The following is a 12,657-nucleotide window of genomic DNA, read 5'->3' on the forward strand; positions in this document are numbered from 1 at the left end:
CTGCTCGCACGGCGATTGCGGCATCATCGGACCATGACGCTCTCGCTGCCCATCGTCGCCGAAGCCAACGAACTGCTCCGGCGCGACCCGCTGGCGCTGTTGATCGGCATGGTCCTGGACCAGCAGGTCAGCATGGAGAAGGCCTTTGCCGGTCCGTACGAGTTGGCCAGGCGGCTCGGCCACGAGCCGGACGCGGCCGAACTGGCCACCTTCGACCCGGAGGCGCTGACCGCGCTCTTCGCCGAACGTCCCGCCCTGCACCGCTTCCCCAGGGCGATGGCCGCCCGGGTCCAGGAGGTCTGCCGGGCTCTCGTCGAGCGGTACGACGGCGACCCCGCCCGGCTCTGGTCCGGGGCGGAGGACGGCCGGGAACTGCTGAAGCGGATCACCGCCCTGCCCGGGTTCGGTCGGCAGAAGGGGCAGATCTTCCTCGCCCTGCTCGGCAAGCGGTTCGGCGTCCAGCCGACCGGCTGGCGCGAGGCGGCCGGCGACTACGGCCGCGACGGCGTCCACCACTCGGTCGCCGACGTGGTCGACGAGACGTCGCTGACGAAGGTACGCGAGCACAAGCAGCAGGTGAAGGCCGCCGCCAGGGCCGCTGCGGGCTGACCCGACCGGGCGTCGGGCGATTCGGCCGACGGTAGCGCCGGATCCGTCGCTGACTCGTTGAGTGTTGAGATCAACGACACTCAGGGGGCGCTGTGGACCTCTCGGCGGCACCGGCCGGGGTACGCCCTGCGGCGTCGACCCGTGCCGCCGGAGCGACGCCGGATGGCTGACACCCCCACCGACCCGCTGCTGCGCGTCGAGTCCAGTTCGCAGCGGGCCACGTTTCTGGAGCTCTTCTTCGACCTGGTCTTCGTCTTCGCGCTCACCCGGGTCTCGCAACGGCTGGTGGAGGATTTCACCGAGGAACAGCGCGTCCTGCTCTCGGAGGTCGGCCAGTCCCTGGTGCTGTTCCTGGCGCTCTGGCTGATCTGGTCCTCGACCGCCTGGGTAACCAGCACTCTGGAGCCGGACGCGTTCGCCGTGCAGGGTGCGGTGGTGGTGACCGTCATCGGCAGCATGGTGGTGGCCGTCGCCCTGCCGGAGGGGTTCGGCAGACACGGCCTGGTCTTTGTCGTCGCCTACCTCGCGGTCCAGATGGGCCGGGTGGGGTTCTTCCTCTTCGCCACGCGCGGTCGGGGGGCGACTGCCGATCCGGCCGGGCCGCGACGGGTGCTCGTCTGGCTCGTGGCGAGCGCCATGCCATGGCTCGTCGGCGGATTGGCCGGCGAGAGCATGCTGCGCGGGGTGCTCTGGACCGTCGCGCTGAGCATCGACTATCTCGGGTTGACGCTGGGCTGGCCGGTCCCTCGCATGGGCCGGGCACGCTACGGCGATCAACCGTTCGCGGCGGAGCACCTGGCCGAGCGTTACCAGCAGTTCCTGCTGATCGGGCTCGGGGAGCTGATCCTGGTGACCGGTATGGCCTTCGGCGGTGACGGCGGCGACTTCACACCCGGCCGTACCGGTGCGCTGGGGCTGGCGCTGGTGAGTACCGTGCTGCTCTGGCGGATCTACTTCTATCGGGCCGGTCACGTGCTGCCGGCCGCGATCATCAGGTCCCGGAATCCGACCGGGCTCGGTCTCTCCGCCGCGTACACGCACCTGGTCATGATTGCCGGCATCGTGCTGACCGGGGTCGGCTACGAGCTCTCCATCGCCCATCCGGCCGAACAGATCGTCCCCGTCTGGCTGGTCGCGCTCCTGGGTGGCCCGGCGCTCTTCCTGGCCGGACGGTCCCTCTTCGAGTTCCAGGTCTTCGGCCGGATCTCCTGGCCCCGGGTGGCCGCTGTGCTCCTGCTGGGTGCGGTGGCGCCGTTGATGGAGATCCTGCCGTTGCTGGCGGTCGCCGCGACCGTCGTCGCCGTGCTCCTCGGGGTCGCGCTCGCCGACCTGCGCCGCGCGCGTGGCCATGCCCCGGAGCAGCCGGCCCCGCCGATCTGACGGTCGAGGCAGTCGAATCGGAGGGAGGAACCCGCAGGTCCGAGGGCCGACGCCGCCGACCTGACGCCTGACGCCACCGGCCGCCCCGGCGCGGTCCTCAGGCCGCCGTCGGGTGGGCGAGCGAGGCCAGGGCTCGGCGCACGTCGGCCAGCGACACGGTCGCCGAGTCGTCGAGGTCGGCGAGACCGGCCTCGACCCACTGCCGCATCAGCGTGGTCACCCCGATGCCGCGGGCCTCGGCGGCCGAACGGACCCGTTCGTAGGTGTCCAGTGGCAGGCGTATCGAGCGGCTGACCATCGGCACGTCACTGTCCGGGGTGGGCAGCTCGACCGGCTGCGCATCGTTGATCAGGTCCGCGATCTGGTCGTCTCCGGCGTCGAACCGCTTGATGGCATCGTCTCGGTGCATCGTCACCGCCTCCTCCTCGTCACCGTGCTCGATCGCGTGATCGATCCCGGTCTCCTGGTGCGCGATCTCGGGCCCGCCCCTGAGGACGGACTCATCCTCGCCGCCCCTGGATCGCCTCCTCGTAGCGCTTGGACTCGATGTCGGTCAGGTCACGCGCGGAGAGGATGTCCCAGTCGTTGTCAACTTGATCGGCCTCGGCCAGCAGGATGGCCAGTCGCCGCCCGCGACGTGCGGTCACGTAGACCACCATCACGTCGTCACCGAGGTGCCGGATGACCCGTCGGGCGCTGTGCAGCGCCTCCCACACCTCGCCGGGGGTGACGTCGTGGACCCTCAGGTTGCCCAGCGCCTCGTCGGTGAAGCTGAACCTGCTGCCCACGCGGGGAGCGTACCACGCACGTAACACGCAACGACAGCGGCGAGAACGGAGGACGGGAGGGCGGCGGCCGCCGGGTGCGGTGGCCACCGGGAGTGCGAGGATGGCCGAAGGTGCAAGGATGGAGCGTGCATCCCGGTGCAGGGATGTTCCGGGCACACCGACCAGCATCCCCTCCGGAGGTCGTGGTGAAGCGTCAGGCGTACCAGCCGATCCTGATCACCGACGCCTCGCGCAGCCAGGACGACCAGCTCCACAGCCGCCAGCGCCGCTACATCGTGATGATGTCCATCCGGGCGCTCTGTGTCGTCGCCGGTGCGATCCTGGTCGGCGCCAACGCGCCGTTGCTCTGGCTCTGGCTGCCGCTCTGTGCGGTGGGCATGGTGCTGATCCCGTGGCTCGCGGTGCTGCTCGCCAACGACCGCCCGCCGAAGGAGGAGCATCGGATCGGTGCCCGGCTGCGGCGCTCGCACCTCGACGGGACTCCGCCCCGGTCGCTCTCCGCCGAGGATCGACCGCACCGGGTGATCGACGCCGAGCTGTGAACCGCAGGCGTCGGGCCGCGGGCGTCGGGCACCAATGAGCCGTACCGGTCGGGGCTGACGGGTCAGCGGGGTTCGCCGGCCGGCGGCCGGGCGCCGACCACCCCGACCGCCTCCGCGCCAAGCTCGGCCGCCCGGTCCAGCGCCTCGGCGGGTCCCGCCCCGGCGACCCAGGCGGCCAGCAGGCCGGCCGCGAAGGCGTCTCCCGCTCCGGTCACGTCCCGCACCGGCACCCGCCGGGCCGGCGCGGAGACCACCGCCCCGCCCGGAGCCGCCCAGACGGCACCGGCCGCGCCGGCCTTCACGACCGCGTGCCGGGTCACCGTGGCCAGGGCGTGCGCCTGCTCGGCCGGGGTAGCCGGTCCGGCCAGCACTGCCGCCTCGTCCGCGTTGGCGAGCAGCAGGTCGGCATCGCGTACCCACTCCAGGAAGGCCGCCGGGCCGACCCGGCGCAGCGGTTCCGCGGAGGCCGCGTCGACGCTGGTGGTGAGGCCGCGTCCGCGCGCGGCGGCCAGCGCCCGCCGGCCGGCCTCCCGCGACCGGGCGTCCAACAGGGTGTACGCCGACAGGTGCAGATGGGCCGCGTCCGGAGTCCCGCCCAGCGTGGCCGTCACCTCCTCCGGGGTCAGCCGCAGGTTCGCGCCGCGCTGGGTGAGCATCGTCCGCTCCCCCTCCCCGGCCAGCACGATCACCGTGCCGGTCGGCGTACCCGGATGGCGGCGCACCGCGCACCGCACGCCCAGCGTGGTCAGCTCGGCGATCCGGGACCGGCCGGCCTCGTCGGCGCCGACCGCGCCGATCAGGGTCACCCGGCAGCCTCGCCAGGCCAGCCAGGCGGCGGTGTTGGCGGCCTGCCCGCCGCCGGTGACCCGGATCTCGGCCGAGGTGTCCGAGCCGGGCGCCACCGGCCCGGCCAGCACGGCGAGTACGTCGGTGACGATGTCGCCGACCACGACGATCCGGGCCGGCGACGACGACCCTCCGCCGGCACCCGACGGACCCGGCGACGATCCATCCACGCCTGCCGGGCCCGGCGGTGCCACACCCGCGTCCGCCGGGGCCGGCGACGGTCCGTCGGGGTCTGCCGGCGACGGTCCTCCGGGGTCCGGCGGCGACGGTCCGTCGGGGTCCGCCCGGGCCGGCGACGGTCCGCCCGCCTCTGCGCGGACCGGACCGGGGCCGCTCGTCACCCGGCGGTGGCGGCGGCCACGGCGATCCGGGCGGCGAGGGCCGCGTTGCGCAGGATGATCCGGACGTTGACCGCCAGGCTGGCACCCTCGGTGGCGGAGTGGAAGTGGGCCAGCAGGAACGGCGTGACCGCCTTGCCGGTCACCCGCTCTGCGGCCAGCCGGGCCAGTCCCTCGGCGAGGGTGCGGTCGTGCAGGTCGGGGTCGAGTTGCTCGTCGGCGGGGAGCGGGTTCGCCACGATCAGCGCCCCGGGCTGGACCCCGTGCGCCGCCCGGGCGGCCAGCACCGCCGCCGCCTGCTCCGGCGAGTCGACCGACCAGTCCAGGTCGAAGCCGCCGTCGGTGACGAAGAAGCCCGGGAACCGCCGGCTGCGGTAGCCGACCACCGCGACGCCCAGCGTCTCCAGCCGTTCCAGGGTCGCGCCGACGTCGAGGATGGACTTCACTCCGGCGCAGACCACCGCGATCGGGGTGCGGGAGAGCGCGGTCAGGTCGGCCGACTCGTCGAAGGTCTGGGCCGCCTCCCGGTGCACCCCGCCCAGGCCGCCGGTGGCGAAGACCCGGATTCCGGCCGCCGCCGCCACCGCGCTGGTCGCGGCCACCGTGGTCGCGCCGTCCGCGCCGGTCGCGGCGGCCACCGCCAGGTCGCGTACGGAGAGCTTGGCCACCCCGTCCGAGGTGGCCAGCCGGGTGAGCTGGGCGTCGTCGAGGCCGACCACGAGGGCGCCGCCGACCATGCCGATGGTGGCCGGCACCGCCCCGCCGGCCCGTACCGCCGCCTCGATCTCGCGGGCCACCCGGAGGTTGTCGGGACGGGGGAGGCCGTGCGACACGATGGTGCTCTCGCAGGCGACGACGGGGCGTCCGGCGTGCAGGGCCTCGGCCACCTCGGCGCCGTACCGGATCTGGAAATCGCTCACGGTCGACCACCGTACGGGCCGGATCCGGCCGGTCTTCCGGTGGACCGGCCGGCAGTGACCTGCCAGACTTGACCGTTGGCGGGGTCACCGAGGGAGGAATCACTGCCGTGAGCACTGAGGTTCTCGAGCGTCCGGAGCTGAAGGACGCGGATACCGGGCCGGAAATGTTCCATTACGTCCGGAAAGACAAGATCGCTGAGAGCGCGGTCATGGGGACCTTCGTGATCGCGCTCTGCGGCGAGACGTTTCCGGTCACCAAGGCCGCCAAGCCCGGCTCGCCGGTCTGCCCCCGGTGCAAGGAGATCTACGACTCCATGCGGGACTGAGCCGGTGCCGATGCCGCCCGCCCCGGCGTAACATCCGGCGGTGACCGCCGCGGCCGCCCTGCTTCTCGCCGACCTGACCGGCGTGGCGATCTTCGCCGCCTCCGGCGCGTCGGCCGCGGTGGCGAAACGGCTCGACCTCTTCGGTGTGGTCTTCGTCGGCGTCGTCGCGGCGCTCGGCGGCGGCATCCTCCGCGACCTGGTGATCGGTGCAGGGTCGCCGCTCGCCTTCACCGACTGGCGGTACGCGACCACCGCGGCCGCCACCGCCGCCGCCGTCTTCTGGCTGCATCCCCAGCTCACCCGGCTGCGTACCACCGTGCTGGTGCTCGACGCGGCCGGGCTCGGCCTGTTCACCGTGACCGGCACCCTCACCGCGCTCGCCGCCGGGCTGCCGCCGGTCGGCGCCTGCATGATCGGGATGCTCACCGGCATCGGCGGCGGGTTGGGGCGGGACCTGCTCACCGGGGAGATCCCGGTGGTGCTGCGCCGGGAGATCTACGCGGTCGCGGCGCTCGTCGGCGCGGTCGCGGTGGTCGGCCTGGACCGGGCCGGCCTGGCCGGGCCGGGGGCGTTGATGGCGGCGGCGCTCTTCGTCTTCGTCGTCAGGCTGGTCGCCCTGCTCCGGCGCTGGTCGGCCCCGGTCCCGACCGATCCGAAGGTCGGCGACCGCCCAACCGGCTGACCCTGTCCGACTCCTGTGACGGGTTGTGCCCATGGTGTCGGAGGGTGCTGGAGGGTCCGGCTGGTTATGCTGGTACGGCCTTCGCGCTCGGTCCGGCCGCGGGGGCGTTTTCGTGTGGTCGATTTCTGGCTGTCGTGGTCGGTTTCTGGCCGTCGTAGTCGGCTTCTGGCCGTCGTGGTCGGTTTCTGGCCGTCGGAGGGGAGTGTGCCGCGTGGGAGCCCGACTGCCGGTCATCGACTCGTTCCCGCCGCTGCGGGCGTGGCAGCGCAAGGCGCTGGTGGAGTACCTGCGACGCCGGTCCGACGACTTCCTGGCCGTCGCCACACCCGGGGCCGGCAAGACCACCTTCGCGCTGCGCATCGCCGCCGAGCTGCTCGCCGACGGCACCGTCGAGGCGGTCACCGTGGTCGCCCCGACCGAGCACCTGAAGACCCAGTGGGCCGTGGCCGCCGCCCGGGTCGGCATCCAGCTCGACGCCGCGTTCCGCAACGCCGACCTGCACTCGTCGGCGGACTTCCACGGTGCGGTCGTCACCTATGCCCAGGTCGGCATCGCCCCGCAGGTGCACCGCCGCCGCACGATGACCCGGCGCACCCTGGTGGTCCTCGACGAGATCCACCACGCCGGAGACTCCCGCTCCTGGGGTGACGGGGTCAAGGCCGCCTTCGAGCCCGCCGTACGCCGGCTGATGCTCACCGGCACGCCGTTCCGCTCGGACGACAACCCGATCCCCTTCGTCAGCTACGAGCGGGGCGGTGACGGTCTCCAGCGCTCCCGGGCAGACTCCGTCTACGGCTACGCCGACGCGCTCGCCGACGGCGTGGTCCGTCCGGTGATCTTCCTGGCGTATTCGGGGGAGACGCGGTGGCGGACCAGCGCCGGGGACGAGTTGGCCGCCCGGCTGGGCGAGCCGATGACCCAGGACCTGATCGCACAGGCATGGCGTACCGCGCTGGATCCGGCCGGCGACTGGATGCCGCAGGTGCTCCGGGCCGCCGACGCCCGGCTACAGGTGCTCCGGGCCGGTGGCCTCTCCGACGCCGCCGGGCTGGTGATCGCCAGCGACCAGCAGTCCGCCCGCTCGTACGCCCGGCTGATCGAGCGGCTCACCGGCGAGCGGGCGGTGGTGGTGCTCTCCGACGACCAGGGCGCCTCCGAGCGGATCGCGGCGTTCACCGCCTCCGAGCAGCGCTGGATGGTGGCGGTCCGGATGGTCTCCGAGGGCGTCGACATCCCCCGGCTCGCCGTCGGCGTCTACGCCACCAGCGCCTCGACGCCGCTCTTCTTCGCCCAGGCGATCGGCCGGTTCGTCCGGGCCCGCCGTCCGGGGGAGACCGCGTCGGTCTTCCTGCCCAGCGTGCCGCACCTGCTGGGGCTGGCCAGTGAGATGGAGACGCAGCGGGACCACGTGCTCGGCGAGCCGAAGCAGCGCGACGGGCTCGACGACGACCTGCTGGAGCGGGCGCAGCGCACCGAGCAGGCCAGCGGCGAGCTGGAGAAGCGGTTCGAGGCGCTCTCGGCCACGGCCGAGCTGGACCAGGTGATCTTCGACGGCGCCTCCTTCGGCACCGGCGCCCACGCCGGGACGCCGGAGGAGGAGGAATATCTCGGCCTGCCGGGCCTGCTCACCGCCGACCAGGTCGCGGTGCTGCTGAACAAGCGTCAGGCCGAGCAGTTGGCGGCGCAGCGCCGCCGGAAGGTCGGCGAGGCCGAGCCGGTGCCGGCGCCCAGGCCGGAGAGCCGACCGCTGAGCGCGGCGGAGCGCCGGGTCAGCCTGCGCCGTCAGCTCAACGCGCTGGTCGCGGCGCACCATCACAGGACCGGGCTGCCGCACGGCAAAATCCATGCCGAGCTGCGCCGTCGCTGCGGTGGGCCGCCCAGCGCGCAGGCCACCATCGAGCAACTGGAGGAGCGCATCGCCACCGTCCAGACGCTCTGAGCGCCGGACACCGTCAACGGGGACGGACACCGCAGCGGGGAATAGACGACCGGAGGCGCCCTTTGGGCACCTCCGGTCAACTATGTCCTTGTTGGGTCAGTTTGCCATTAACTCGGCGCCCCGCCAGCTGAACTCGGGGTCAACCGCGTAACGAACCGTGATCTTGACCAGATCCTCGGCGTACTTGTTCGCGTGATGCCCACAGAACACCAGCTCGCTCCCACCCGCGAGGGTGATCCGGAGCTTGCCGGCGGCGTTACAGCGGTCGCACCGTTCATCGGCGGCTGGGGGAGCCACCGTCTCGGGCGGCGGCGTGAGGGTTGGGGTCATCGCCTTCCTCCTGCGGTCGTCACCGATGAACACTCTCGTCGGTCATTGCTCACCTATCGTGCAACACCCTTGTGGGGTGTGGCCTTCCCAGTGTGCCCCCGGGGGACCGATGTCACACGTGGTAGAGACAGTGTGCCGTGCCACCAGGGTGCCACGTCAACGATCACAAGTGGGGAACACCCGATCACCGCGTGCCCGTTGTACGTGTGGTGATCAGATGGACACGACTGGTTGACTTTTGGGGTCAGTCAAGATAATCGCGAAGCACCTGCGAACGGGACGGATGGCGCAGCTTCGACATCGTCTTCGACTCGATCTGCCGGATCCGCTCGCGGGTCACGCCGTAGACCTGGCCGATCTCGTCCAGGGTACGCGGCTGCCCGTCGGTCAGCCCGAAGCGCAGCCGCACCACGCCGGCCTCCCGCTCGGAGAGGGTCTGCAACACCTGCTGGAGCTGGTCCTGCAGGAGCGAGAAGGAGACCGCGTCGACCGCGACGACCGCCTCGGAGTCCTCGATGAAGTCGCCGAGCTGGCTGTCGCCCTCGTCGCCGATGGTCTGGTCGAGCGAGATCGGCTCCCGGGCGTACTGCTGGATCTCCAGCACCTTTTCCGGTGTGATGTCCATCTCCTTCGCCAGCTCCTCCGGGGTGGGCTCGCGGCCCAGGTCCTGGAGCAGCTCGCGCTGGATCCGGCCCAGCTTGTTGATCACCTCGACCATGTGCACCGGGATGCGGATGGTGCGGGCCTGGTCGGCCATGGCCCGGGTGATGGCCTGCCGGATCCACCAGGTGGCGTAGGTGGAGAACTTGTAGCCCTTGGTGTAGTCGAACTTCTCGACGGCGCGGATCAGGCCGAGGTTGCCCTCCTGGATCAGGTCGAGGAAGGCCATGCCGCGCCCCGTATACCGCTTGGCCAGCGAGACCACCAGCCGCAGGTTCGCCTCGAGCAGGTGGTTCTTGGCCCGCTCGCCGTCCCGGGAGATCCACATCAGGTCGCGCTGCATGTCCCGGACCAGCTTCTCCTCGCCCTCGTCGGCGGCGCGCAGCCGCTCGGCGGCGTAGAGGCCGGCCTCGATCCGCTTGGCCAGCTCGACCTCCTGCTCGGCGTTGAGCAGCGGGACCTTGCCGATCTGCTTGAGGTAGGCCCGGACCGAGTCCGCCGAGGCGGTCAGCTCGGCGTCCCGGCGCGCCTGCTTGAGCGCCTCGGACTCCTCGTCGTCCCACTCGAAGTCGTTGTCGGTCGCGGCGTCGGCGGCATCGGCCGCGGCGGCCTTGGCCAGCTCGGCCGGCTCCTCGACCACCACGTCCTCGATCTCGGCGGCAAGCTCCTCCGGAGAGATCTCCTCGCCGGGACCCTCCGGATCGGCGCCCTTGGTCGGGGAGCCCGCCTTGGCGGCCTTGGCCGGGCCGGCGCCGGGCGCCGCCTTGGCGGCACCGCGGCCGGCCTTCGCCGGAGCCTTGGCGGGCGCGGCGGCCTTCGCGGCCGGCTTGCCGGCGGCACCGGCCGGCGCCGGGCCCTCGGCCGAGAGCGCCGGCTTGCGGGACGCCGCCTTGCGCGTCGCGCCGGCCGCCTCGTCGGCGGCGGGCGCCTGCTTCTGCGCCGGCGGAGCCGACTTCTTGGTCGCCTTGGCGGTGGTCGCCCGGGACGCGGGAGTGGCGGAGCGCGCGGCGGCGACGCGGCGGCGGGTACTCGCCGAGCCGTCCACCACGACGGTCACCCCCGCGTCGGAGAGCGCACGCAGGATCTTCTTGGCCTGGGCCGGAGTCACCTCAGCAGACTCGACCGTGCGCGCCAGCTCGGCCGACGTGAGCTGGCCGCCGGCGTTCTGCGCGTGGGCGATCAGGGTGTCGGTGAGCGAGCGTACGTCGGCGCCGATGTGGCGGGGTTCTGTCACGAATGACCTTCCGGAGGCGATGAGCGAGCACGGCCGGGATCGGCCGGCGCAGCGCTATGCGTTGTGTCGGGCCGATGTGGTTGAGGGACCCCCGTGTCCGGGCCGTCCGTTGCTTGGCGGTCCGTGGCGCGTGGGCAGGCGTGAATTGTAACGCCGTCTGCGGCGATCATCCCGCGCCGCACGCCGGAGAGGTGGTCCGGGGCCACCGACTCGATGGGCGTTTTGACTTTGTAAGGATGATACTCGCGCCTGGGGCGGCACGTCACAGGCGTGCGGGAAGGGGACGTCATGCAGGGCACGGAACCGGCTCCGGAGGAGCTGCTCACGATCGCGGTCGAGGTGGCCCGGGAGGCGGCGGGGATCGCGTACCGGATGCGGGCCGAGGGAGTCTCCGCGGTCGCCACCAAGAGCACGGTGACCGACGTGGTGACCGCCGCGGACCGGGCGGTCGAGCGGCACGCGGTCGCGGCGCTGCGGGCGGCCCGCCCCGCCGACGCCGTGCTCGGCGAGGAGTACGGCGATGCCGGCGGGACCGGAACGGGTGGCGGCAGCGGCGTACGGTGGATCCTCGATCCCATCGACGGGACGGTGAACTACCTCTACGGACTGCCGCACTACGCCGTCTCGCTCGCCGCCGAGCTCGACGGCGAGGTGGTCGCCGGGGTGGTCCGGAACGCGGCCACCGGCGACGAGTGGACCGCCGTCCGGGGCGGGGGAGCCCACCGGGCGGGCCGGCGGCTGGGCGGCTCGGTCGAGACCGACCTCGGCCAGGCGCTGGTCGCCACCGGGTTCGGGTACGACCCGGCGCGTCGGGCGCACCAGGCCGGCGTGCTGCACCAGCTACTGCCGTACGTCCGGGACATCCGCCGGTTCGGCGTCGCCTCGATCGACCTGTGCCTGGCCGCCGAGGGGATGGTCGACGGCTACTACGAGAAGGGCCTGAACCTCTGGGACCACGCCGCCGGCGGGCTGGTCGCCGCCGAGGCGGGGCTCCGGGTCGACGGGCTGGACGGTGCCGGCCCCGGGCCGGACCTGGTGATCGCGGCACCGCCGGCCCTTTTCGGCCCGCTGCACGACCACCTGGCCCGGCTCGACGCGGCCGGCGGCCCCTGAAGCCGAGCCGGCCGGGTGGGACCCGGTCAGGGACCGGCGCCGGTCGGCCGGGCCGGCGCTCTCAGGTCAGGTCGGGGTCCACGCACGTCTGCGGCGGCAACTGCGGGCCGCCGCTGCCCTGTGCGAGTGCCTGGTGGACCTCGGTGATGGTGGCCAACTGCTTGAACTCGCCGCCGATGACCACGTCGACCACGTCGTCCTCGCGGTCGAGCTGGAACTCCGGCTCCGCCTCGTTGAGGAAGTACGCCTTGAGGACGTGGTACGAGCCGACGCCCCTCGGCCCGTACCGCAGCACCGCCACGGCGTCGTCGATGCCCTTGCGGTTGGGCTCGTCGCCGGCCTTGAGGACCTGGAACTGCCGGTTCTGGAAGTCGGTCTTCACCGTGTTGGCCAGGCCGACGCTGTCGGTCCCGTTGTAGACGTTGATTTTGATGTCCTTCGGGAGCCGCAACCGCGTGTCGGCCAGCTTGTCGCCCTCGTTGCAGTCGCTGGCGGCCTGCTTGCCCGCCTGGGTGTCGCGCACCAGGGTGACGGCGACGAACACCACGGCGATCACCGCGAGCACGCCGACGACGAGGAGGGCTCGGACGCGCGCGAAACTCATCTGGTTGGCTCCTGCGAAGGTGGTGTGGGACAGCCGCCGGTCGGTCGACCGCGTGGGCCGCCGTGGCTACCGAGTATGCCGGTGCCGCCAGCCGTTGTCCGACCGGGTGTTGAATCCGCCGGATTTGTCGGCGCGGCGACGACGATCGGCCGACCACTACCCCTATCTTCGTGTCGCCTGAGTCACATTGGGAACAACTCCGCGCGCTCGGACGTACATGCATGCCGCAGGGACGGTATACATGCCTCGCCCGAAGGGGGGTAAGGTACCCCGCTCGCCGGGGGAGTTCCTCCCGGCGGCCGCGACCCGGAACGCGCGCCGGGTCGGGCGACCGGAAAATGATGAC

14 protein-coding genes are annotated in these 12,657 nt (G+C 72.5%); 7 read left to right on the forward strand and 7 right to left on the reverse strand.

The window, feature by feature from the left end; all coding sequences use genetic code 11:
* Nucleotides 1–33 precede the first annotated feature (33 nt).
* Entirely contained in the window at nucleotides 34–609 is a 576-nt protein-coding gene (locus ACN27G_RS05205) for an HhH-GPD-type base excision DNA repair protein (protein WP_421491629.1), read from the forward strand.
* Between the two features lie 162 nt (nucleotides 610–771).
* Nucleotides 772–1,989, forward strand: a complete 1,218-nt coding sequence (locus tag ACN27G_RS05210) for a low temperature requirement protein A (protein WP_421491630.1) — start codon at nucleotides 772–774, stop codon at nucleotides 1,987–1,989.
* A gap of 97 nt (nucleotides 1,990–2,086) precedes the next feature.
* Here ACN27G_RS05210 and ACN27G_RS05215 read toward each other — a convergent pair whose 3' ends face one another.
* Together ACN27G_RS05215 and ACN27G_RS05220 are read right to left on the reverse strand one after the other, a co-directional pair.
* Nucleotides 2,087–2,398, reverse strand: a complete 312-nt coding sequence (locus ACN27G_RS05215) for a hypothetical protein (protein WP_421497243.1) — start codon at nucleotides 2,396–2,398, stop codon at nucleotides 2,087–2,089.
* Between the two features lie 91 nt (nucleotides 2,399–2,489).
* Entirely contained in the window at nucleotides 2,490–2,777 is a 288-nt protein-coding gene (locus tag ACN27G_RS05220; protein WP_421491631.1) for a hypothetical protein, read from the reverse strand.
* Nucleotides 2,778–2,962: 185 nt separating this feature from the next.
* Here ACN27G_RS05220 and ACN27G_RS05225 point away from each other — a divergent pair, with 185 nt between their 5' ends.
* Complete coding sequence (locus tag ACN27G_RS05225; protein WP_421497244.1) at nucleotides 2,963–3,319, forward strand: DUF3099 domain-containing protein; 357 nt, start codon at nucleotides 2,963–2,965, stop codon at nucleotides 3,317–3,319.
* 62 nt (nucleotides 3,320–3,381) lie between these two features.
* On the opposite strand, the gene ACN27G_RS05230 is transcribed toward ACN27G_RS05225, so the two are convergent.
* Entirely contained in the window at nucleotides 3,382–4,335 is a 954-nt protein-coding gene (locus ACN27G_RS05230; protein ID WP_421491632.1) for a carbohydrate kinase family protein, read from the reverse strand.
* 167 nt (nucleotides 4,336–4,502) lie between these two features.
* Nucleotides 4,503–5,423 carry a pseudouridine-5'-phosphate glycosidase gene (locus ACN27G_RS05235; protein ID WP_421491633.1) on the reverse strand — a complete coding sequence of 307 codons (921 nt, stop codon included), beginning with the start codon at nucleotides 5,421–5,423 and terminating at the stop codon, nucleotides 4,503–4,505.
* Nucleotides 5,424–5,530: 107 nt separating this feature from the next.
* On the opposite strand from ACN27G_RS05235, the gene ACN27G_RS05240 reads away from it, so the two are divergent.
* The 3 genes from ACN27G_RS05240 (at nucleotide 5,531) to ACN27G_RS05250 (ending at nucleotide 8,370) form a co-directional block, all read left to right on the forward strand.
* Nucleotides 5,531–5,749 carry a DUF3039 domain-containing protein gene (locus ACN27G_RS05240; protein ID WP_421491634.1) on the forward strand — a complete coding sequence of 73 codons (219 nt, stop codon included), beginning with the start codon at nucleotides 5,531–5,533 and terminating at the stop codon, nucleotides 5,747–5,749.
* 40 nt (nucleotides 5,750–5,789) lie between these two features.
* Nucleotides 5,790–6,431, forward strand: coding sequence for a trimeric intracellular cation channel family protein (locus tag ACN27G_RS05245; RefSeq protein WP_421491635.1), 642 nt, complete (start codon nucleotides 5,790–5,792; stop codon nucleotides 6,429–6,431).
* Between the two features lie 211 nt (nucleotides 6,432–6,642).
* The gene (locus tag ACN27G_RS05250) at nucleotides 6,643–8,370 is read left to right on the forward strand and encodes a DEAD/DEAH box helicase (protein WP_421491636.1); all 1,728 of its coding nucleotides are present in this window, start codon (nucleotides 6,643–6,645) and stop codon (nucleotides 8,368–8,370) included.
* Nucleotides 8,371–8,466: 96 nt separating this feature from the next.
* On the opposite strand, the gene ACN27G_RS05255 is transcribed toward ACN27G_RS05250, so the two are convergent.
* Nucleotides 8,467–8,700, reverse strand: a complete 234-nt coding sequence (locus ACN27G_RS05255) for a DUF7455 domain-containing protein (RefSeq protein WP_203860997.1) — start codon at nucleotides 8,698–8,700, stop codon at nucleotides 8,467–8,469.
* Between the two features lie 244 nt (nucleotides 8,701–8,944).
* Nucleotides 8,945–10,594: an RNA polymerase sigma factor gene (locus ACN27G_RS05260; protein WP_421491637.1), complete on the reverse strand. Its 1,650-nt coding sequence runs from the start codon at nucleotides 10,592–10,594 to the stop codon at nucleotides 8,945–8,947.
* A gap of 288 nt (nucleotides 10,595–10,882) precedes the next feature.
* Between ACN27G_RS05260 and ACN27G_RS05265 the strand changes: the two genes are divergently transcribed.
* A complete protein-coding gene (locus tag ACN27G_RS05265; protein WP_421491638.1) occupies nucleotides 10,883–11,707 on the forward strand; it encodes an inositol monophosphatase family protein in 825 nt (274 codons plus the stop codon).
* Between the two features lie 61 nt (nucleotides 11,708–11,768).
* On the opposite strand, the gene ACN27G_RS05270 is transcribed toward ACN27G_RS05265, so the two are convergent.
* Nucleotides 11,769–12,311, reverse strand: coding sequence for a LytR C-terminal domain-containing protein (locus tag ACN27G_RS05270; RefSeq protein WP_421491639.1), 543 nt, complete (start codon nucleotides 12,309–12,311; stop codon nucleotides 11,769–11,771).
* Nucleotides 12,312–12,657 lie beyond the last annotated feature (346 nt).

The organism is Plantactinospora sp. WMMB334, from assembly GCF_049179095.1.
Classification (GTDB): Bacteria; Actinomycetota; Actinomycetes; order Mycobacteriales; family Micromonosporaceae; genus Plantactinospora.